This is a genomic window from Arthrobacter sp. UNC362MFTsu5.1 (assembly GCF_000685965.1).
Classification (GTDB): Bacteria; Actinomycetota; Actinomycetes; order Actinomycetales; family Micrococcaceae; genus Arthrobacter.
Window position 1 is genome coordinate 24383 of sequence record NZ_JMLE01000033.1, and the last position, 22107, is coordinate 46489.

At 66.4% G+C, this 22107-nt stretch carries 13 protein-coding genes and 1 tRNA gene; 9 read left to right on the top strand and 5 right to left on the bottom strand.

Features of this window, described 5'->3' with window-relative positions; translation table 11 throughout:
- Nucleotides 1–22: 22 nt before the first annotated feature.
- From BS38_RS0121235 to BS38_RS0121245, 3 genes are all read right to left on the bottom strand, one after another.
- A complete protein-coding gene (locus tag BS38_RS0121235) occupies nt 23–694 on the bottom strand; it encodes a methionine ABC transporter permease (protein WP_028272597.1) in 672 nt (223 codons plus the stop codon).
- Entirely contained in the window at nt 691–1800 is a 1110-nt protein-coding gene (locus BS38_RS25890; RefSeq protein WP_051629068.1) for a methionine ABC transporter ATP-binding protein, read from the bottom strand. The genes BS38_RS0121235 and BS38_RS25890 overlap by 4 nt, the downstream gene beginning before the upstream one ends.
- Before the next feature lie 285 nt (nt 1801–2085).
- Complete coding sequence (locus BS38_RS0121245) at nt 2086–2847, bottom strand: 3'-5' exonuclease (RefSeq protein ID WP_051629069.1); 762 nt, start codon at nt 2845–2847, stop codon at nt 2086–2088.
- A 152-nt stretch (nt 2848–2999) separates the two neighbouring features.
- Here BS38_RS0121245 and BS38_RS0121250 point away from each other — a divergent pair, with 152 nt between their 5' ends.
- From BS38_RS0121250 to BS38_RS0121260, 3 genes are all read left to right on the top strand, one after another.
- Complete coding sequence (locus tag BS38_RS0121250) at nt 3000–3416, top strand: MGMT family protein (protein ID WP_028272599.1); 417 nt, start codon at nt 3000–3002, stop codon at nt 3414–3416.
- Nucleotides 3417–3511: 95 nt separating this feature from the next.
- The gene (locus BS38_RS0121255) at nt 3512–6886 is read left to right on the top strand and encodes an ATP-dependent helicase (RefSeq protein WP_028272600.1); all 3375 of its coding nucleotides are present in this window, start codon (nt 3512–3514) and stop codon (nt 6884–6886) included.
- Nucleotides 6883–10434 (top strand): ATP-dependent helicase, encoded by a 3552-nt coding sequence (locus tag BS38_RS0121260; RefSeq protein ID WP_028272601.1) that lies wholly within the window; start codon nt 6883–6885, stop codon nt 10432–10434. Before BS38_RS0121255 ends, BS38_RS0121260 begins: the two co-directional genes overlap by 4 nt.
- Here the strand turns inward: BS38_RS0121260 and BS38_RS0121265 are convergent.
- Nucleotides 10406–11638 carry a macrolide 2'-phosphotransferase gene (locus BS38_RS0121265; RefSeq protein ID WP_028272602.1) on the bottom strand — a complete coding sequence of 411 codons (1233 nt, stop codon included), beginning with the start codon at nt 11636–11638 and terminating at the stop codon, nt 10406–10408. The two genes, BS38_RS0121260 and BS38_RS0121265, sit on opposite strands and share 29 nt — an antisense overlap.
- A 279-nt stretch (nt 11639–11917) precedes the next feature.
- Here BS38_RS0121265 and nudC point away from each other — a divergent pair, with 279 nt between their 5' ends.
- The 3 genes from nudC to BS38_RS25900 all read left to right on the top strand — a co-directional run bounded on the left by nudC (nt 11918) and on the right by BS38_RS25900 (nt 15779).
- On the top strand, nt 11918–12895 hold the full coding sequence (nudC, locus tag BS38_RS25895) for an NAD(+) diphosphatase (protein ID WP_051629070.1): 978 nt from the start codon (nt 11918–11920) through the stop codon (nt 12893–12895).
- Nucleotides 12896–12963: 68 nt separating this feature from the next.
- Entirely contained in the window at nt 12964–15144 is a 2181-nt protein-coding gene (locus BS38_RS0121275; RefSeq protein ID WP_442853357.1) for an ATP-dependent DNA helicase UvrD2, read from the top strand.
- On the top strand, nt 15144–15779 hold the full coding sequence (locus tag BS38_RS25900; RefSeq protein WP_043439533.1) for a M48 metallopeptidase family protein: 636 nt from the start codon (nt 15144–15146) through the stop codon (nt 15777–15779). The genes BS38_RS0121275 and BS38_RS25900 overlap by 1 nt, the downstream gene beginning before the upstream one ends.
- Before the next feature lie 20 nt (nt 15780–15799).
- Here the strand turns inward: BS38_RS25900 and BS38_RS0121285 are convergent, their stop codons facing one another.
- Nucleotides 15800–17269, bottom strand: coding sequence for a zinc-dependent metalloprotease (locus BS38_RS0121285; protein WP_028272604.1), 1470 nt, complete (start codon nt 17267–17269; stop codon nt 15800–15802).
- A gap of 219 nt (nt 17270–17488) precedes the next feature.
- On the opposite strand from BS38_RS0121285, the gene BS38_RS0121295 reads away from it, so the two are divergent.
- The 3 genes from BS38_RS0121295 to BS38_RS0121305 all read left to right on the top strand — a co-directional run bounded on the left by BS38_RS0121295 (nt 17489) and on the right by BS38_RS0121305 (nt 22106).
- Nucleotides 17489–18652: a YlbL family protein gene (locus BS38_RS0121295; RefSeq protein WP_028272605.1), complete on the top strand. Its 1164-nt coding sequence runs from the start codon at nt 17489–17491 to the stop codon at nt 18650–18652.
- Between the two features lie 148 nt (nt 18653–18800).
- A complete protein-coding gene (locus BS38_RS0121300; RefSeq protein ID WP_028272606.1) occupies nt 18801–21806 on the top strand; it encodes a UPF0182 family membrane protein in 3006 nt (1001 codons plus the stop codon).
- A 226-nt stretch (nt 21807–22032) separates the two neighbouring features.
- Nucleotides 22033–22106 (top strand) — tRNA-Met (locus BS38_RS0121305).
- Nucleotide 22107 lies beyond the last annotated feature (1 nt).

The following is a 22107-nucleotide window of genomic DNA, read 5'->3' on the forward strand; positions in this document are numbered from 1 at the left end:
TTGGCCTGGCGGTGGCGTTGGCCTAGCGGTGGTCGAGGCTGCGGGCGATCTGCTCGCCGACCAGCTGGATGACCTGAACGAGGACGATGATCAGGACGATGGTGACGATCATGACCGTGACATCGAATCGCTGGAAGCCGTAGTTATATGCCAGCTTCCCGAGTCCGCCGCCGCCCACCAGGCCGGCCATGGCCGAGTATCCAACCAGCGTGACCACGGTGGTGGTTGTGGCGGCTACGAGGGCCGGGAGCGATTCGCGCAGCATCACCTTGTTGATGACCTGCATTTTGGTGGACCCCATGACCTGGGCGGCATCGATCTTGCCATGGTGGACGTCCCGGAGGCACGTCTCCACCAGGCGGGCGAAGAAGGGGATGGTCCCAATGGACAGCGAGACTGACGCCGCGATGGGCCCAAGGCTCGTGCCGGTCAGCAGGCGGGCCAGCGGAATGAGCGCCACCATCAGGATGGCGAACGGGATGGACCGGGTGATGTTGACGATGACGTCGCTCATGATCCGGTTGGTGACGGGCATCGGACGCAATCCGCCCGGCGCCGTGACGTGCAGGAAGACGCCCAGGGGCAGGCCCACCAGCACAGTAAAGAAGGCCGAAATTCCGACCATCTGCAGTGTTTCAACGATGGCTTCGGGCAGTGCCTTCGCCAGGACGGGGTTGCTGAAGATGTCGTTCATGAGTTCCTTCCCGCCGCGTCGCCAAGTCCAGTCTTGTCCAAACCAGCCCGGTCCAAATCAGCCTCGTCCAGGTCCACGGCGTCCAGGTCCACGGTGTCGCTGGCTGTTGTTTTGGTCCCTGCCAGCTTGGCGCCTATTCCGCGCTGGTGGAGGTAGGCGAGGACGGCGTCGTAATCCGCATTCTCGGCCAGCTGGACACGGAGGTGCCCGAACTGCTGGCCGCCCAGCGTCTCGACGCTGCCGGCCAGGACATTGAGGTCAATGTCGAAGTGCCGTGCAACGCCGGTGAGGACAGGTTCTTTGGCGTTGTCGCCGGCGAACAGGATTTCCAGGACCGGGCCGCCCTGCAGTGCACCCTTCAGGGGCTCCGAGGCCGGGAGCGGCAGGAGTGCCTTGGCCAGCTTGCTCTCGAGATCCCCGGCCACGTCCTTGAGCGCCCCGTGCTCGATGATGCGGCCCTTGGACAGGAGGGATACCGAGTCGCAGACACGCTTCACGACGTTCATTTCGTGCGTGATGATCAGGACCGTGAGCTGCAAACGCTTCGTGAGGTCCTGGATCAGGTCGAGGATCTCGTCCGTGGTCGCAGGGTCCAGGGCAGAGGTGGGCTCATCGCACAACAGGACGTCGGGCTCGGCGGCAAGTGCCCGGGCGATGCCCACCCGCTGGCGCTGCCCGCCGGACAGCTGGGAGGGGTAGGCGTTCTCGAACCCTTCCAGGCCCACGAGGGACAGCAGGTCCGCAACCTTGGCGCGGATCTTGTCCTTCGGCGTCTTGACCAGCTCCAGGGGGTGCGCCACGTTGCCGGCCGCAGTGCGGGAGTCCATGAGGTTCGCGTGCTGGAACACCATGCCGATGCGGCGCCGGGCCGCACGGATTTCGGAGTCCCTGACGGAGCTGAGTTCCGTGCCGTCAATACTGACGGACCCCGACGTCGGACGATCCAGCAGCGTCAGGCAACGCACCAGGGTTGATTTCCCGGCGCCTGAATGGCCAATGATTCCGTGAATGGAACCTTTGGGAACGGAAAGGGTGACGCCGTCGAGGGCAACCACTTCCTTTTTCCCCTGGCGGTAGACCTTTCGCAGGTCAGTAACTGTGATCATTTATCCTCAGGAGGTTGGCCTCGGGCAGGGCATAGCACAAGCACGCTTTTGAACTTAATTATGTCAGCGGAGCCCTTGGCGAGTCACTTCCGCAGTATGTTCGGTGTAATGATCTGGCCGCCGCATTAAGTTCCGATTCGAAGCGATTGCCGCGCTGCCCGTGCGGCCGTACTGTGACAGGCAAAATTGCACCGGCTACCTGAGCCGGCCGGTAACCTTGCCGGGCACTGTGATCCTCGTCCCAGACCGTGTCCTTTTCCCGGGGTGACCGGGTTGGTACTGCGCCTAGAAGTCGCCCCCGCTGGCGTCTTCGGGCGGCAGGACCGGCCATTCGCCCTCGATCACGGCGGCGGGCTTGGTCTTGCGGAGATACGTCTGGAAGTCCGCGGCCTGGCTGGCCGCCCATCCCACCTGCAGCTGGTGGAGCTGACCGGCGGCCATGCGGAGCTTCGGGAACTTGCCGGCCATCGCGTCCAGCATTCGAAGCGTCGCGAGGGCGTCCGCTGCCGACGTGTGGGCGTTGTCGAGATTGACGTCGTACTCTTCGCAGAGTGCGGTCAGTGTCCTCTTGCCCTTGCGGTACCGGTCCACCTGCTTGTTCATGATGTACGGATCCAGGACCGGGAAGCGGTCCAGTTGCGGAATGCCGTAGCGGGCCGACTCGGCCGCCAGCACCGTGAAGTCATAGCTTGCGTTGAACGCAATAACCGGAACACCGTCGTCGAACAATCCCTGCAGCACCGAGGCGAGCTCACGGGTCACTTCCGCGGCCGGGCGGCCCTCCTGGCGGGCCCGTTCGGTGGTTACACCGTGCACCTCGCTGGCTTCGGCGGGGATCTCGATTCCGGGATCCGCGAGCCATTCATGCTCCTTGATGACGCTTCCATCGGCATCCACCACGGTGACCGACGCCGTAACGATCCTGGCGGCACGCGAGTTGCGGCCGGTGGTCTCCAGATCGAAGGCGGCCCGGGGCCGTGTGTCCCATGTGCCGCTGGTGGTGCCGCTGCCAGTGGTGATGCTGATGCTGGTGTTCCTGGTGCTCATAGTTCAAAACTACCCGCTGCCTCTGACACTTTTGCGCCAGGCCGTGGGCGTGCCGCCCGCCGGCGGTCCGGTTGCCCCGCGGGTGGCCGCTTCCCGGGCGGCCGCCCACACGTGCCGCCTCGCGGATGCCGGGGAACCGCTACGCTGGATTCATGCGCACGGAGTATGTCGAGGCGGTACTGTCCGTGGTTCAACTGGTTCCCACGGGATCAGCTGTGGCATATGGCGACGTTGCCGAGCTCCTTGGTTCCGGCGGTGCGCGGCAGGTGGGCGCGGTGATGAGCCACCACGGCAGCGCCGTCCCCTGGTGGCGGGTCCTGAGGGCGAGCGGCGAAGCACCGCAGGGACTTGAAGCCGAAGCCCTGACCTACTATCTCCGGGAAGGCACCCCGCTCCTGGGCCGCTACCTGGACTTCGTCCGGACCGGCGAAGGCCGGTGGCGCGTTGACCTTGCGGAAGCGCGCTGGGCGCCGCTGGACAGTGACTTCGACCTCATTGACCTGATTGCAGAGCGGCTGGAGCGGCGGCTCCATAAAATGTCAGCCCCCAATGATGAAATGACTGTGTGACACTTACCAACGACTCCCCTGAGATTCAGTCGGGACAGCGGATCCAGACAGGACAGAGGATCGAGTCCGGGCGGGCAGACGGATCAACAGGCCGGATAACGGTCGGCAGGCCCGCTGGAACGGCAGCCGGACTGAGGCTCCTTCCACCCAGGCAGGTCCTCAACGTCGTTCCGGCATTGTCACCGGACCAGCAGGCGGCCGTGGATGTCCCGCACGGGTCCGGTCCGGTTCTGGTACCGGGTGCCCCGGGCACCGGAAAATCCACCGTCCTCATAGAAGTGGCCGTGCGCCGGGCCGAGCGCGACGGCGTGGATCCCGAAAGAATGCTGGTGCTGGCGCCGAGCCGCCTCGCAGCCGACTCCCTCAGGGACCGCTTTACGGCCCGGCTCAACCGGAGCCTCAGCACGACGCCGGCACGCACCTGGGCATCGTATGCCTTCGATCTGATCCGGCGTGCCAAAGCGGAAGGCATCCTTCCGCTGCCGCGACCGCCGCGGCTGCTTTCAGGGCCCGAGCAGGACCTCATCATCAAGGAATTGCTTGAAGGCCACGCCCTTCCTGGCCTTGAACTGCCCTGGCCGGAAGACCTGGGCGCCGCACTGGAAACCCGTGGCTTCCGCCATGAGGTACGCCAGCTCTTTGACCGGATCATTGAGTCCGGCCGGACGCCCGACGACCTGGTGGAGCTGGCCGGACAGTGCAACCGTCCGGACTGGATCGCTGCGGCGGCGCTGTATGCGGAGTACCGCGACGTCCTGGACCTGCGCATGCCGGAGGCCTTCGACCCCGCGGGAATCATCACGGCGGCACGCCAGATCTTCCAGGACTCGCCCGAATTCCTGGCCGCCGAGCGGGAACGCCTGCAGCTGATTCTGGTGGACGACATCCAGGAAGCCAACCCGGCAGTGTTCGAGCTGCTGGCCGATATCGCGGCAGGCAAGGATGTCTATGTGACGTCGTCCCCGGACACCGTTGTCCAGGGATTCCGCGGCGCCAGGCCCGACCTCACGGCTGAATTGCCGCACCTGCTGGCTTCCGCCGGCGCCCCCGGCGAGGGCCTCCGGGATCCTTCGGCGGCGGACACAGTCCTGGAACGCCCGCTCCGGGTGACTCACCGCCACGCTCCCGCCGTCGCCCAGGCCTGGCTTGAGGTGGCGGCACGCATCTCACAACGTGCGGGTGGCCGCTCGGCCCGCAGGCTGGAAAGCGCCGAACCCGCCGGCGGCCAGCGGCAGCAGGGCCAGCAGAATGGTGTCCCTGTCCGTGGTGATGTGGAGGGCCACGTCCTCCCTTCTCCGGTCCAGGAGCTGCGCTATGTGGCGCAGCGCATCCTCGATGCGCACCTTAGCCAGGGCCGGGAGCTTGGCGACATCGCGGTGATTGTGCGGAACGGCGGGCAGCTGAACCAATTGCAGCGCCACCTGGCCGGCCACGGCATTCCAGTGCGGGTTCCCGTGGCCGAATCCGCGGTCCGGGATGAAGTGGCAGTGCGGCCGCTGCTTGATGCCTACGCCGTGGCGCTGGATCCTGCCGCGCTGACCCCGGAGTCGGCTGTGGCGCTGCTGACGTCCCGGATCGGCGGAGCGACCTCCATCGAATTGCGCCGCCTGCGCCAGTCCCTGCGCCGCGAGGAGATCCTCGGCGGCGGCGGCCGCACCAGTGATGCACTGCTTGTCGAGTCGCTGCTGGAACCGGGCGCGCTGGCGACTACGGGTATCGAAGGCCGCTCTGCCCGCCGTGTCGCGCGCATGATCGAGGCCGGTCGGGTGGCGGCGGCAGCGCCGGGCGGAAACGCGGAAACAGTGCTCTGGGCGCTCTGGAACTCCACCGGACTTGCCGCACGCTGGACCGACGCGGCATTGACCGGCGGCGCAGCAGGGGCCAGGGCTGACCGCGACCTGGACGCCATGATGGCGCTGTTCCATACTGCCGAACGCTACGTGGACCAGTTGCCAGGGTCGGGCCCGGATCAGTTCCTGGAGTATCTGCTCAGCCAGGAGCTGCCCATGGACACCCTGGCGGCCCGGGCGCAGCTGGAGGACGCGGTGGAACTCATGACGCCGGCGAGTGCTGCCGGACGTGAATGGCCCGTCGTCATTATTTCCGGCCTGCAGGAGGGGGTGTGGCCCAACACCAGGCTCCGCGGGGAGCTTCTGGGCAGCACGCTGTTCGCTGACGCCGTTGAGCACGGGGTGGAACACGCCCTGCAGCTGGGGCCCATCAGCAGGCTGCGCGAAATCCGGTACGACGAACTCCGCAGCTTCTCCACGGCAGTCTCCCGGGCACGGGAAGTGCTGATCTGCACGGCTGTGTCGTCGGAGGACGAACAGCCCTCCTCCTTCCTGGACTACGTGGCCCCGCTGCGTCCCGGGCAGGATAGGCGCACCTTCACCCCGGTGGAGCGGCCCATGACCCTCCGTGCCCTAGTTGCCGAACTTCGGCAGCACGCGCAACTGGACGGGAAGTCGGTCGCCGAATCCGTCGAGGCCGCCAGGGTCCTTGGGCGGCTGGCCGTGGCCGAACCATCCGTGCCCGGCGCCAATCCCGACTCCTGGTGGGGGCTCGCCCCGCTGTCTTCGGGGGAGCGGATTGTCCCGGCGGGGGGAACTGTGTTCGTCTCGCCGTCCAAAGTGGAGACGGTCCAAAAGTCTCCGCTCGACTGGTTCATTCAGGCTGCCGGCGGAGAAGCGGCCACCGACTTTGCCAGGAGCCTGGGCACGCTGGTCCACGCCATCGCGCAGGACCTGCCGGATGCGTCGGGATCGGAATACGTTGCTGAGCTGGTCCGGCGATGGCCCGCACTGGGCATGAAGGACAACTGGGAGGGCAAGCTGGATTTCCAGCGCGCCGAGGGCATGGTCCGGAAGCTGGCCCAGTACATCCTGGTCATGCGCAGTGAAGGCAGGAGCCTTGTCGGTGTCGAGCTGGACTTCGAAGTGAAACTGGCGGATATCGTGGACGTTCCGCAGCCGGGACAGCCGGGGCAGCCGGCGGAAACGGCCGCTGACCCTGAGACCAGGTCCGCTGTTCTCCGCGGACAAGTCGACCGGCTGGAAATCGATGCCGAAGGGCGGCTGGTGATCGTGGACCTCAAGACCGGCAAGCGCCAGCCGTCGAAAGCTGATCTCGCGCGCCACCCGCAGCTGGGTTCCTACCAGGCTGCGGTACTGGCCGGAGGGTTCGTGGAAGCGGGCACGGTGGCCCTTCAGCCGGGCGGCGTACAGCCGGGCGGGGCCGTGCTTGCCCAGCTTGGCACGGGCAACAAGGGCCCCGGCATCCAGGTCCAGGAGCCGCTGGACAGCTCCGAGAACAACTGGGCTCTGGACATGGTGAACGAGGCCGCACGGCTTATGTCCGGCAGCGTTTTTGAAGCCCGCCACGATCCGGCCAAGTCAGGCCACGGCGGCCACGGCTGCCGGTTGCCTGAGGTCTGTCCCCTTTGCCTTCGCGGAAAGCAGGTTACTGAATGACGACGCCCCCTGACGTACCGGCGCCGCGGTTCTCCCCTGAAGAGCTGACTGCCATGCTGGGCGAACGCAACAGTCCCACGGCGGAGCAGTCCGCCATCATATCGTCGCCGCTCACGCCGCGACTGGTCATTGCAGGGGCCGGATCCGGCAAGACCGCCACCATGGCAGACCGCGTTGTGTGGCTCGTTGCCAATGGATGGGTCAGGCCCGAAGAAGTCCTGGGGGTGACGTTCACGCGCAAGGCGGCCGGTGAGCTGGCAAGCCGGATCCGGGCCAAGCTGGCGGCCCTGCAGCGGATTGCCGCGGAGGACACCGAACACCGGATATTCCCGGCAGGCCTGCTGAGCGAGGATGCCCTGGAACCCAAGGTTTCCACGTATCACTCGTACGCCAGCGGGATCGTGTCCGACTACGGTCTCCGGCTCGGTGTCGAACGTGATGTTGTCCTGCTGGGCGGAGCACAGGCCTGGCAGTTGGCCAGCGAAGTCGTCGAGGCTTTCGACGGCGAATACGAGCACTTCCGTGCTGCCAAGTCCACTCTGGTGAAAGCCGTCATCCAGCTGGCTGGCGAGTGCGCTGAACACCTGCGGGATCCCGCCGAGGTGCAGGAATGGCTGATGGGGCGCGTCGCCGAATTTGAAGCCCTGCCCTATGTGGCCGGAGCCAAGAAGAACCCCACCCAGGCCGCCGGGGAACTCGGCGCCATGCTGCGCACCAGGGCCAGCGTCGCCGAAATGGTGGGACGGTACGCGGACGCGAAGCGGGTCCGGGGCGCGCTGGACTTCGGCGACCTCGTGGCGCTTGCCGCGCGGGTGGCCAGCGAGATCCCGCTGGCCGCCGAAGTGGAACGCCAGCGGTTCAAAGTGGTGCTGCTAGACGAATTCCAGGACACCTCGCACGCCCAGCTCGTGCTGTTCTCCAGGCTCTTCGGCGGCGGCCATGCCGTGACAGCGGTAGGTGACCCGAACCAGTCCATCTACGGCTTCCGGGGAGCGTCTGCCGGCCAGCTGTTCCATTTTGTTCGTGAATTCCCCGTCCGGGTCGGGGAATCTTTCGCGGTGGCACCCACCTCCTACCTGACAACCGCGTGGCGCAACGGACGCAACATCCTGTCCGCCGCCAATGTCATTTCGGCACCACTTAGCGCTGCGGCCATTCAAGCCGGGCCTGCGGGGGAGCGGGACGCGGCGGACTCCGTGGAGGTTCCGCCGCTGCAGCCCAGTCCCGCGGCGGCCCAGGGAAAGGTGGTCATCGGTCGCTTTGCAACGGACGAGGACGAGGCCAAGGCCATCGCGGCGGACGTCCTGCGGTATCGCGTCACGGATTTCGAAGACAACGATGGAACAGACCGGATACCTCCGGCGATGGCCGTTCTCTGCCGCCGTCGTGCCCAGATGGAATGCATCCGGCGTGAATTCGAAGTGCGCGGCATACCCTACGAAATCGTGGGCCTCGGCGGACTCCTGGACACCCCGGAAATTGTTGACCTGGTCGCCACGCTGCGCGTGCTCGCCGATCCCGGCCGTTCGGACTCGCTCATGCGTCTCCTGGCCGGGGCGCGCTGGCGGATAGGACCGGCCGACCTCATGGCCTTCCGGGACTGGTCTTCATTCCTTGCCCGCCGCCGGGTACACCCGGGGCAGGGTGCCGATGAAGGTGATGATGCCGATGCCGCCGTCATCGAAAGCGACATCACCGATTCGGCAAGCCTGGTGGAAGCCTTGGACTGGCTTCCGCGGGAAGGCTGGACGTCGGCCCACGGCCGGGCGCTGAGCCCGGAGGCCCTCAACCGGCTGCACGCCCTCTCGGCCGAGCTCCGGCAGCTCCGGGGATTCATGGGTGACGACCTCACCACCCTGCTGGGCGAGGTGGAACGGGCCATGCTCCTGGATATCGAAGTAGCGGCCCGTCCCGGCATCAGCATCCATCAGGCCCGGAGAAACCTGGATGCATTCCATGATGCCGCGGCAGGATTCCTCCACACCTCCCACCGAGTGGACGTCCTGGCGTTCCTGGCCTGGCTGGAGGCCGCGGCCACGGAGGAGGGCGGGCTGGACGTCGCCGCTCCGGACGTCAACCATGAAGCCGTCCAGCTGTTGACTGTGCATGCGTCCAAGGGCCTGGAGTGGGACGTCGTGTTCGTTCCCGGACTGAACGCGGGAGCGTTTCCCAGCAGCCGCGATTCGCGCTGGAGCAGCGGGAGTGCCGCCCTGCCCTGGCCCCTGCGGGGTGACCGTGCCGACCTGCCGCAATGGGACCTGGACCAACCGGATCAAAAAGGCTGGCTGGATGCAGAAAAAGACTTCAAAGCGGACGTCCAGGCGCACGGTGAAGCCGAGGAACGCAGGCTGGCCTACGTGGCTTACACCCGGGCGAAATACGTGCTCTGGGTATCCAGCGCGGCCTGGGTGGGCTCCCGGGCCGGTATGGCGGAGATGTCGCCGTTCCTTTCCGAGCTGGGGCCCCTGGCGGGTGTCGTGACAGGCAGCGGCGGCCCGGCCGGGGCGGCCCGGGAGCCCGCTGCAGGTCCGGCGGACGATGCGGCGGAACATGCCGCCGTCGTGCATTCCGCGTCGGTGGAGGAATCATCACTGCCGGTGGAAAGCCCGCTGACCCAGGACCTGGAACTGGCGCTGTGGCCGTACGACCCGCTGGAAGGGCCCGCTGATCCGCGCACGGGGGCCAGGCTGAGGCTGGTGCCGGGACGGCGGGCAGCGATGGAAACGGCCGCCGGAAGGGTCCGCGAGGCCATGGCCGCGGGCCCGGCGTGGGACGCTGAAGGACCCGCAGCAGGGGAGGGGCCACGTCAGCTCCGGAGCGTTGCGGCCAACTGGGCGCAGGAGGCGGAACTGTTGCTGGAACGCCGCTACCGCAGGGCTGCAGTGCAGGATGTCCACTTGCCCGGCCACATCTCTGCGTCAACGTTCGTGGACCTGGGCGATGATCCCGGATCGGTCCTTGCACGGCTGCGGCGTCCCGTTCCCAGGGAGCCAGGCATGTCCGCCCGCAAGGGCACGGCTTTCCACGCCTGGGTGGAAGAGTACTTCGGCAAAGCAGGCATGCTGGAACTGGAGGAGGCGCCGGGCTCGGACAACCATATTGACGAGGCGTACGGGCTGGACTCCATGGTGGAGACGTTCCGGAATTCGGAGTGGGCACACCGCGCCCCGGCCCATGTGGAGGTTCCGGTGGAAACGCGCATCGGAGACGTTGTGGTGCGCGGCCGGATCGATGCCGTGTTCCGGGACGCCGACGGGCGCTGGGACCTGGTGGACTGGAAGACGGGCCGCCGTCCCGCTGCCGGGCAGCTGAAGGTTAAAGCCGTCCAGCTGGCCGTCTACCGGCTTGCCTGGGCCCGGCTCAAGGGAGTGCCGCTCGACAATGTCCGGGCCGCGTTCTACTACGTGGGGGAAAACCACGTGGTCCGCCCCCACGACCTCGGCACGGCGGAGCAGTTGGAGGATATCGTGACGGCTGCCCTGGGCGGAACCACCGCCCTGGCGAAAGCATCCGGATCGGCTAGTGGGACTTTGCGTCCACAATCGTAATAGCGGCGGTGGACGTGTCGTCCGCGGCCGGCGGGTCATGGGGCGTGGTTTCCCCTCCGGCGTTGGCAGCCTGTCCGGCTTCGCCGTTCTTGGCTGGACCGGAGGCGTCGGCGGTGGCGGGCTGTTCGGCCGGGATCGGTGTCACATGGACCGAAGGCACAGCCCCGGCACCGGCAGGGGCGGCCTGCGGAACGGCTTCGACGTGAACTGCAGGGGCGGCCTGCGGAACGGGTTCCACGTGCACGGCCGGGACGGCCTGCGGCAAGGGCTCCACGCTGATGGGCTGGCCGCCGTGCTCGGCGATGTCCTCGGCAAGCGAGGCCAGCATTTCTTCAGCTTCGCCGATCATGGACTCGTTTCCGGCGGCCAGGCCCTTGACCAGGTACTGGGCCAGCGCGAACTCGGCGGAAAGCGCGGCGCGGCGCAGCAGGTGGGCGTCCGGCGCATCCCGGCGGCCGGACGTATAGTGGCTCAGCACGGCGTCCACGAAGCCCTGTTCGTTGGAGGCCACCAGCCAGGCCATGTCGTCGGCGGGGTCGCCGATGCGCAAATCGGTCCAGCCCGTGACAGCCGTCACCCGGTTCCCGTCAACCAGGATGTTGTCCTCATGCAGGTCGCCGTGGACAACGCAGGGATTGAAACGCCAGAGCGAGACGTCTTCCAGTGCATGTTCCCACCGTCGCAGGAGCACGGGAGGGATCTTCCCTGTGGTGGCCGCCTGGTCGAGTTCGTTGAGCCTGCGCTGCCGGAACTCATTGGGTGTGTAGCTGGGCAGGTCGGCATTACTGACCAAAGTCCGCGGAAGGTCGTGAATGGCGGCCAGTGCCGCGCCTATTTCCTTCGCCAGGGCTTCCGGTCCGGCCGTCAGTTCTTCGACGCTGCGGGTGGTGCCCGCCAGGTGCGAGTACACAAAGGTGCTGAGTGCGCCCTGACGGACGGTGCCCGCCACCGTGGGCATCAGAAAGGGCAGTTCGGCCCTGATTCCGGGAGCAAAGGCGCGGAGCACCATGAACTCGGTTTCCAGGCGGGTGCTGGCCTCGGCGTGCCGGGGTGAACGCACCCGCCACTGCTTTCCCTCGGAGTCCAGCAGAAGGGCCGAATCGAAGTCCGCCGGATCGTCGGGCGCGGAACTCACGGCGGTGGGCGTCAGTCCGGGGACTGCCGCAGTTGCTACAGCTGCCAGTTCGATCGGTTTTCTTCTCACCCATCCACGGTAGATTGACTGGCGCCCAAGATGGCGATGTACTACGGCGAGTCTTCAGATCGTGACTAATCCACTTGCCAAAGCAGTGTCCGGAACACTGCAGCGGGGGCCCTCTGCGGCCGGAGCAAAATGTCAATTGTCAGCCGGAGTCAGTACGGTGGGTACATGAGTCTTGCGGAGTCACCGGCATCCCAAAATAAGGCAGAACCAACAAGGGGAGCGCAGGGTGCGGCCCCCGGCGGTACGCCTCCGCTGAAGCGGCTGCCGGCGAACCACCTTATGGACACTGTCCTGCCGGTCCGTCCTGCCCTCATTGACAGGGGATCCGGCGCCAGGATGAAGCCGGGCATGGTGGACTCGGTGGTCAATTCCGGCCGGGCGCTGGCCATGGTCCTCTCACACCGCCAGGCTCTGGTCTGCGGCGACAGCCTCCTGCTGACGGACGCCGCCGGACTCGCGGCGAGCCTGGGCGAGGCCGGATCGCCCCCCGCCATGACCATCTACCTCGGCTCCGCCCTCGCCGGTTCGCACCTGGACGAAGGGACGGAAATCGTCCTTTTTGTCCTGGAGGAGCCTTTTGAGGTCCGGGCGGAGCAGTTTGAACGCGGCATCGCCGGAATACCCTCGGATGCCGTGTGGACGGGATTCCGGGACGTGGCTGCCCGCCTGAATGCCACAGACACCGCCCTCTTCATCGAAGCCAGCGCGATCGCCAACTGGCATGCCACGCACGTTCACTGTCCGCGGTGCGGCGCCGCGACGCTCGTTGAGGCCGGGGGATGGGTCCGCAGGTGTCCTGCCGACAACTCCGAGCACTACCCCCGGACGGATCCGGCCATTATCGTGACGGTGGTCGGCCCGGATGACCGGCTGCTGCTCGGTGGCGGCGGCCCCCTCGACGCGAAGAACTATTCCACCCTGGCCGGGTTCGTGGAGCCGGGCGAGTCCCTGGAGCAGGCGGTTGTCCGGGAAATCCAGGAAGAAGTGGGGGTGCGGATCACCGCCACCCAGTATCTGGGGTCCCAGTCCTGGCCCTTCCCCGCATCGCTGATGCTGGGGTTCACCGCCCGGACGGAGGACACCGAGGCAATGCCCGACGGCGTGGAGGTCACCCGGGCGCGCTGGTTCAGCCGTGCGGAACTTCAGGCGGCCGTGCTGAGCGGGGAAATCGTCATTTCCAGCAGGCTGTCCATTGCCCGGTCCTTGATTGAGCACTGGTACGGCGGCGTCATCCAGGACCGCCCCGCCGACGAATGACCTCCGGCCACAGCGGACCTTCACAAGACATCACCGATCGACCCAGCACCAAATGACATGAGCAGCAAGTGACAACTGAGAATTTTGAACGCACCGCCCAGGGCGACACCGCTTTCCCCGAGCCCGCAGCGCAGGACAACCGTTCCCTGGAGGACCGTATCCTCGGCGGACTGGACGACGAGCAGCGGGAAGTCGCGAGCACGCTGAACGGTCCCCTGTGCGTGCTCGCGGGTGCCGGCACCGGCAAGACGCGTGCCATCACGCACCGGATTGCCTATGGCGTGCACTCAGGCGTTTACAGCCCGCAGAGGCTGCTGGCCGTGACCTTCACCGCGCGCGCTGCAGCGGAGATGCGGAGCCGGCTGCGGGACCTCGGGGTCGGCAACGTCCAGGCGCGGACTTTCCACGCCGCCGCGCTGAGGCAGCTGCAGTTCTTCTGGCCACAGGCTGTGGGCGGTGCGCTGCCAAACCTCCTGGACCACAAGGCGCAGATGATCGCCGAAGCCGCCCGCCGCCTGAGGCTCAGCACGGACCGGGCGTCCATCCGGGATTTGGCTTCGGAGATCGAGTGGGCCAAGGTGTCCATGCTGACGCCGGCGAACTACCTTGAGAACGCGCAGGGCCGCGGCAACCCGGGCGGATTCGACCTCACGGCCGTGGCCCGGGTGTTCCAGTCCTACGAGGACGTCAAGACGGACCGCAACGTCATCGATTTCGAGGACGTCCTGCTGATCACTGTCGGGATACTGCAGGAGGACCCGAAGGTGGCAGCCACGGTCCGCGAACAGTACCGGCACTTCGTGGTTGACGAATACCAGGACGTTTCGCCGTTGCAGCAGCGGCTCCTGGAACTCTGGCTGGGCGGACGCGACGAACTGTGCGTTGTGGGCGACGCCAGTCAGACCATCTATTCGTTCACCGGCGCCTCTCCCAAGCACCTGCTCGGTTTCAAGGCCATGTATCCGGGCGCCAACGTCGTCAAGCTGATCAGGGATTACCGCTCCACGCCGCAGGTGGTCAAACTGGCGAACGACCTCCTCGCGGGCCGGCGCAGCGGAGGCCCCGTGGCGGACGCCGCATGGGCGGCACCGCTCAAACTGGTGGCTCAACGGCAGCCCGGGCCGGCGCCGCAGTTCACCGAATGCGCGGACGACGAAGCCGAGGCCGCCACCGTTGCGATCAAGATCCGTGAATTGCTCGACGCCGGTACACCGGCCAGCGAGATCGCCGTCCTGTTCCGCACGAACGGGCAATCCGAGGCATACGAACAGGCTCTGGCATCGGCCGGAATCGGGTATCAGCTGCGCGGCGGAGAGCGGTTCTTCGCCCGCAAGGAAGTCCGGGACGCGATCCTCCAGCTCAGGGCCGCCACCCGTGCTGCTGCCGAAACCGCGGAGCCCGGGCCACTGGGCCAGCTGGTCCGGGACATCGTTGCATCCCTTGGATACACGGAGTCCGCCCCGCACAACGGCGGAGCGCTGCGGGAACGCTGGGAATCGCTGGCCGCGCTGGTTGCGCTGGCCGATGAGCTGGTGCTCAGCCGGGGTCCGCAGTTCACGCTCTCGGATTTTGTCAACGAACTGCAGGAACGATCGCTCGCCCAGCATGCCCCGACCGTGCAAGGAGTGACCCTGGCGTCGCTGCACGCCGCCAAAGGCCTCGAGTGGGACGCGGTCTTCCTTGTGGGTCTCTGCGAAGGCCTCATGCCGATTTCGTTCGCCGACTCCCCGGAAGACGTGGATGAGGAACGCCGGCTGCTCTACGTGGGCATCACCAGGGCACGCGAGCACCTGTCCCTTTCCTGGTCGCTGGCACGGACCCCCGGCGGAAGGGCCAACCGGAAGCCGTCCCGCTTCCTGGACGGCCTTCGGCCGGACTCGGTGGCCACTTCGACGGCGCGCGGCAAGGGGCCCGCGCCGCGGCGGAAGGCGGCAGCCCCTGCGATGTGCCGGGTCTGCGGAAGCATGCTGTCCACCGGCGCTGAACGCAAGGTGGGCCGTTGCAGCCAATGCCCGCCGAGCTACGAGGAACAGACCTTCGACGCGCTGCGCCAGTGGCGGAAGGACGTGGCCCTGGCCGCCGAGGTTCCAGCCTTCGTGGTGTTCACCGATGCGACGCTGACCGCCATCGCCGAGGCGCGGCCGGCCTCCCTCGAAGAATTGGCCCAGCTGGCCGGAATCGGGCCCTCGAAACTGGAAAAGTACGGCGAAGCCGTGCTCGAAGTCCTCACGGAAAGCAGCAGCGCCTGATGGCCGGCGGCGCCCCGCCCCGGGCGATTCCGCTGACCACCCCGGATGGTGCGCCGGTGGTCGTCCGCCGCTCCGCCCGCCGTCGCCGGACCGTGGCTGCGTTCTGGGAAAACGGAACGGCCGTGGTGGCCATCCCGGCGCACTTCACCAAAGGCCAGGAAAGCGAATGGGTCCACCGGATGCTGGAGAAGCTCCGGTTGCAGGGTGTCCGGCGGTCGCGCGGTGAGGGGCGGCGCAGGCCGGCCACGGATGCCGCCCTGGCCGCGCATGCAGCCGAACTGTCGGCGAAGTACCTTGGCGGACGCTCCGTGCCGTCGTCCGTGCGGTGGGTGAGCAACCAGAACTCCCGCTGGGGTTCCGCCACTCCCGCCGACGGGACCATCAGGCTCTCGGACAAACTGCGGACCATGCCGCAGTGGGTCATCGACTATGTGCTGCTGCACGAACTGGCGCATCTGCTCGTCGCCGGACACAATGCCGCGTTCTGGAGACTCCTGGAGGCGTACCCCGAAACCCAGCGGGCCAAGGCGTTCCTTGAAGGCGTAGCGTTCGCCACGTCGCGGGGAATGTCGCCGGACGTCGACGGACAAAGCTCGAGCACCGACGAATCCCACGGTCCGTCAGTGCTCGGCTAGCTGCCCCAAAGCCGGCGGGGTCAGGCCTTCGGCGTCCCGCCGTCGTCGTCCTTGCCTGGGCCGGGGCTGCCGCCGTCGGAGCCGGAGCCGGAGCCGGGGCCTTCGCCGCCGTCGCCGGACGCCTTTTCGTCCTCGGCCGGTTCGTCGAATCCGCCGTTCAACAGCTTCTGCAGCGCGTCGTCCACCTCGGTGTCGCTCGCTTCGGCGAGCTTGCGCCGTGCACTGAACCCCTGGGGATCATCCAGGTCCTCGCCCGTGGGCAGGAGGTCGGGGTGGTGCCAGATGGCGTCCCTGCCCTCGGTGCCGCGTTCTTCCTTGAGGGAGGCCCAGAGTGCGGCAGCCTCGCGCAAACGGCGGGGACGCAGCTCCAGTCCCACCAGGGACGAGAAGGCGTGCTCGGCCGGGCCGCCCGTGGCACGGCGGCGGCGCACCGTCTCGCGCAGCGCCGATGCCGAGGGCAGGAACTTCTCGGTGGCTGCTGCGGTCAGCTCGTCCACCCAGCCTTCGACCAGGGCCAGCGCCGTTTCGAGTTTCTCCAGTGCCTGTTCCTGGGCGGGGGTCCGCTGGGGCATAAACACGCCCTGCGACAGCGCCTCCTGGATGCCTTCGGGGTTGCTGGGGTCGATCTCCCGGGCCAGTTCCTCAATCTTGGACGTGTCAATGTGGATGCCCCGGGCGTAGGCCTCGATGGCTCCGAGGAGGTGGCCGCGTAGCCAGGGCACCTGGACGAAGAGCCGGGCATGCGCCGCTTCCCGCACCGCAAGGAAAAGCCGGATGTCGTTCTCGGGCAGGCTCAGGCCTTCGCCGAACTTTGCCACGTTGGCCGGGAGCAGTGCCATTTCGAGGTCGGCCAGCGGAACCCCGATGTCCGTTGAACTGACCACTTCCGCGGACAGGGCACCGATGGCCTGGCCGAGCTGCATGCCGAAGATGGCCCCGCCCATGTTCTGCAGCATGGAGGAAGCTCCGCCCATCATGGACTTCATTTCCTCGGGCATCTGCTCGGTCATGGCTGTGGACAGCGCATTCGCAATGCTGTTCGCCACCGGCTCAGTGAGCCGCTTCCAGGTGGCGAGCGTCTCCTCGACCCACTCGGCGCGGGACCAGGCCCGGCCGATCAGGCCGGTCGCGGGGAGCTCAGTGACCTGGTCAAGCCACAGCTCGGCCAGGCGCAGTGCCTCATCGATCTCGCGGGACTGCTGCGCCGTCACCGAAGGGTCGGACCCGCTCGCGGCAACCCGCCGCGCGTTGTCGTGTGCGAGCTGCCAGTTCACGGGCCCTTCGGAGGGCGCGCTCATCATGGCCTGCACCTGCGAGAACATCTGGGCCAGGAGGTTCGGATCGTCCGGAAGCCCGGCAGCCTTGGCCAGTTCAGCGGGGTCTATGTCACCCATGCCCTTGCCACCCATGAGGTTTTGTAGCATTTCCGCAAGCGGATCCTTAGGGGTGTCGTCGTCCCCATTGGACGGATTGAGTGGGTTGGAGGTCATGATCCCGCCGATCGTCGGTGTGACTGTTGATCACCTTCACGGTACCCCGCGGCCTTGGCGGCTGTCTGCCGAATCCGGCCCCGTTCGCTGTCGGCAAAGAGCGGCGCCGCCCGCTCAACGCGTAGTGTTAGTCATCGGAATATTTGCAGGCTGCCGTCAGTGCGAGCCGGTTCAGCCACGGGGCCGCGTCAGCGGGCGCAGGTACGGAGAGGTCCTTCATTGACAATCACTCAGGGCGACCAGGTTCCAGGGGATCCTGCGGAACCGGGAAGCGGCAGCGGGACGACCCGCGGCAGGCTTTCCCGCCGGCCGACGTCCCGCCGTGCCAAAGCAGGCGACAACCGCTACCCCGCAATGGTGGCTTCCGGTTTGCTGGCTCTCGCGCTGGGCATCACGGCAGCCAGCCTTCCCGTGCCGTACGTCGTTGAATCACCGGGGCCCACCTTCAACACCCTGGCCAATGACAACGGCAAGCCGGTCATCAGCGTGACCGGCCGCGAAACGTTTCCGGCCAAGGGGAACCTGGACCTCACCACTGTCTATGTCGACGGCGGCCCTAACGGCCCGGTGAGCGTCTTCGAAGCGTTTTCGGCGTGGCTGGACAAATCCAAGGCGGTCTATCCGGAGGAGCTCATCTTTCCCACCGGGGTGACGAAGGAGGAGTCCCAGCAGGAGAGCGCAGTGGCCATGACCACGTCCCAGGAGAACGCCACGGCTTCCGCCCTGAAGGAACTCGATATTCCGTTCGAACAGAAACTGCGGGTGGCAGACCTTGCGGATCAGTCGGCGTCCGCCGGCAAGCTGCAGGCCGGCGATGTCTTCTCCACCGTGAACGGCAAACCCGTGACGTCCCTCAGCGTCGTGCAGGAGGAACTCGCCGCCGGAAAGGGAAAGCCTGCCACCGTCGTCGTCACCCGTGACGGGTCGCAGGTCACGGAGTCCATCACCCCGAAGGAAAACGCCGCCGGAAAATTCATCCTCGGCGTGCTGCTGCAGTACGAATTCAAGTTCCCTTTTGACGTCAAGATTTCCCTCGAAAAAGTGGGCGGCCCCAGCGCGGGCATGATGTTCGCCCTGGGCATCATCGACACCGTCACCCCGGGGGACCTGACCGGCGGTAAACACATCGCCGGGACGGGCACCATCACGCCCGACGGCGTCGTGGGATCCATCGGCGGGATCGGGCAGAAGATGTACGGGGCCAGGGCGCACGGTGCTGAGGTGTTCCTTGCTCCGGCTGCCAACTGCGGGGAAGTGGTGGGACACATTCCGGACGGGTTGCAGGTGGTCAAAGTCGAGAACCTGGCCGAGGCCAGGGAAGCCGTCGCCGTGATCGGTTCAGGCGGCGACACATCCGGGCTTCCCGCGTGCACCAGCAACTAGACTAATTGCAGGAACTAAGCACCACCGCCACTCGTGGCACTAATGACTGCCGTTCACCCCAAGTCCGGGGTGTGACGGCGGTCCGAGCATCACGCACCCTGAGTTTTGACAAAACCAGTAACTGACGACCAGCTATGAGGTACCGAGTTTGTCCCGTCCCGCCAGCTCCACTCCGCCCGGAAGACCCCAGCCAAAGCGAGGTGCCTTGACGCCGACGTTGATCGTCGTAGCACTGGTTGTGGTCGGATTCATCTTCTTCGCCAATGTTTGGACCGATGTTCTCTGGTACCAGCAGCTTGGGTTCTTTGAAGTCTTCCTCACGGAGAACCTGGCACGCATCATCATCTTCCTGGTCGCTTTCGCGCTCATGTTCGCTGCGATGTTCTATGCCATCCGGATCGCCTACCACGCCCGTCCCGTCTACGCCCCGGATTCGGAGATCAGGGACAACCTGAACCGCTACCAGGCGCAGCTCGAACCGGTCCGCCGGGTGGTCATGGTCGGCCTGCCGATACTCTTCGGCCTGTTCGCCGGAAGCGCCGCCGCCAGCCAGTGGCAGAAAGTGCTGCTCTTCCTGAACCAGGAACCGTTCGGGCAGAACGACCCGCAGTTCAACCTCGACATCAGCTTCTACCTGATGACCCTGCCGTTCCTCGGCTTCGTCACGGGCTTCCTGATCAGCGTGGTGGTGGTCGCCGGCATCGCGGGAATCCTGACGCATTATCTTTACGGCAGCATCCGGATCATGGAACGCGGCATCTTCACCAGCCGCGCGGCCCAGATCCACCTTGCCGTGACGGGTGCGGCCTTCCTGCTGCTCCTCGGCGTGAACTTCTGGCTTGACCGCTACTCCGCGGTGCAGAACAGCAACGGTCGCTGGTCCGGCGCTCTTTACACGGATGTCAACGCCGTCATCCCCACCAAGTCCATCCTGGCTGTCGCCGCCGCGCTGGTGGCCATCCTGTTCATCGTCGCAGCCATCATCGGCAAATGGCGCCTGCCCGTCATCGGCACGGCCATGCTGGTCATCACGTCCATCCTTGCCGGCGGTGTCTACCCGTGGGTCATCCAGCAGTTCCAGGTGCGCCCGTCCGAGCAGACCCTTGAGAAGCCGTTCATCGAACGGAACATCAGCATGACCCGCGCAGCCTACGGCCTGGATAAAATCCAGGAGAACCGGTACAACGCCACCACCACCGCCACGACGGGTGCCCTGGCGCCGGATGCACAAACCACTGCGAATATCCGGCTCCTGGACCCCAACCTGATTTCGGACGCGTTCTCCCAGCTGGAACAGTACCGGCCCTACTACCAGTTCCCGAGCGCACTGAACGTGGACCGGTACGAAGTCGACGGCAAGGTCCAGGACACGGTGATCGCAGTCCGTGAACTCAATCCGGACGGCCTCAGCGCCAACCAGCAGTCCTGGCTGAACCGGCACGTGGTCTACACGCACGGCTATGGCGTGGTCGCGGCCAAGGGCAACAAGTTCACCGCGGACGGCAAACCCGAGTTCCTTCAGGCCGGCATTCCGTCCACCGGTGTCCTCGGCAACGACACGACCTACCAGCCCAGGATCTACTTCGGCGAGAACTCGCCGGAATACTCGATCGTCGGAGCCCCGAAGGGCTCGCCGAACCGCGAGCAGGACCGTCCGGCGGGCAAGGAAGGCGACGGCGAAACGCAGTACACCTTCACCGGCAACGGCGGCCCGAACGTCGGCAGCTTCTTCAACAAGGTCCTGTACGCCATCAAGTTCCAGTCCTCAGATCTCCTGCTGTCCGACGGCGTGAACGCCGAGTCGCAGATCCTCTACGACCGCAACCCGCGGGACCGCGTTGAAAAGGTCGCCCCGTACCTCACGGTCGACGGCAACGCCTACCCGGCTGTTGTGGACGGCCGGGTGAAGTGGATCGTGGACGGCTACACCACCAGCCAGTACTTCCCCTATTCCCAGCAGGAACAGCTGTCGTCGGCCACCGCCGATTCCCAGACGACGGCGGGACGCACCGTCGCCCTGCCCAACAGCTCGGTGAACTACATCCGCAACTCCGTCAAGGCAACTGTTGATGCCTATGACGGCTCCGTGACGCTGTACGCCTGGGACGACCAGGACCCGGTGCTGAAGGCCTGGCAGAACGTCTTCCCGACGTCCCTGAAGCCCTTCTCCGAGATGTCCGGGGCACTCATGAGCCACGTCCGCTACCCGGAGGACCTGTTCAAGGTGCAGCGCGAACTGCTGGGCCGCTACCACGTCACCCAGGCGGACAACTTCTACACGAACAACGACGCGTGGTCCGTCCCTAACGATCCCACCGTCAGTGATGCGGTCAAGCAGCCGCCGTTCTACATGTCGCTCCAGATGCCGGACCAGGACAAGCCCGCTTTCCAGCTCACGTCGTCGTTCATTCCCCAGGTGGTCAACGGCACAGCGCGAAACGTGCTCTATGGCTTCCTGGCCGCGGACTCCGATGCCGGCAACCAGAAGGGTGTGAAAGCGGAAAGCTACGGCCAGCTCAGGCTCCTGCAGATCCCGCCGGAAGCCCAGGTTCCCGGCCCCGGCCAGGCGCAGAACAAGTTCAACTCGGATCCCACGGTGTCCCAGGCCTTGAACCTGCTCCGTCAGGGCGCGTCTGACGTCCTCAACGGCAACCTCCTCACCCTCCCGGTGGGCGGCGGCTTGCTGTACGTGCAGCCTGTCTACCTGCGGTCCACGGGCGAAACGTCCTATCCAACGCTGCAGCGCGTGCTGGTGGCGTTCGGCGACAAGATCGGCTTTGCCCCCACCCTTGACCAGGCATTGAACCAGTTGTTCGGCGGAGACTCCGGCGCCTCGGCCGGTGATTCAGCCAACAACGGCCAGACCCCTCCCGCCACCGGAGGCGGCACCCCGCCCGCCACCGGCGGAACCGACGCCAAGGCGGAACTGAAGGCTGCACTGGACGAGGCCAACGCAGCCATCAAGGCGGGCCAGGAGGCCCTCGCGAAGGGTGACTTCGCCGCCTACGGAGAGCAGCAGAAGAAGCTGTCCGCGGCACTGCAGAAGGCGATCGACGCCGAAGCGAAGCTCGGTGCCGAAAGTGCTTCACCCACCCCGGCACCCACGGCAACCCCCTCGGCCGCGGCGACGCCGTCGCCCTCGGCAAGTAACTGATCAGGCGCCGCGCAGGCTCCCGATAGCCTGCAGGCACGGCAGAGGCCGGCTTCCCCTCCGCGAGGACGGGGAAGCCGGCCTCTGCCGTGTCAGGCCCTGGGCGTATCCACCCTGTGCCGTAGAGGCCGGGTTTGGCAGGTTTGCAGCGGCCGACCATTCCCGAGACGCAGATCACGTCGCCTCAATTTGGTCTGAAGTTCACCGGCGGGTAATGTTGTTCTTGCGACGCGGGGTGGAGCAGTTCGGTAGCTCGCTGGGCTCATAACCCAGAGGTCACAGGTTCAAATCCTGTCCCCGCAAC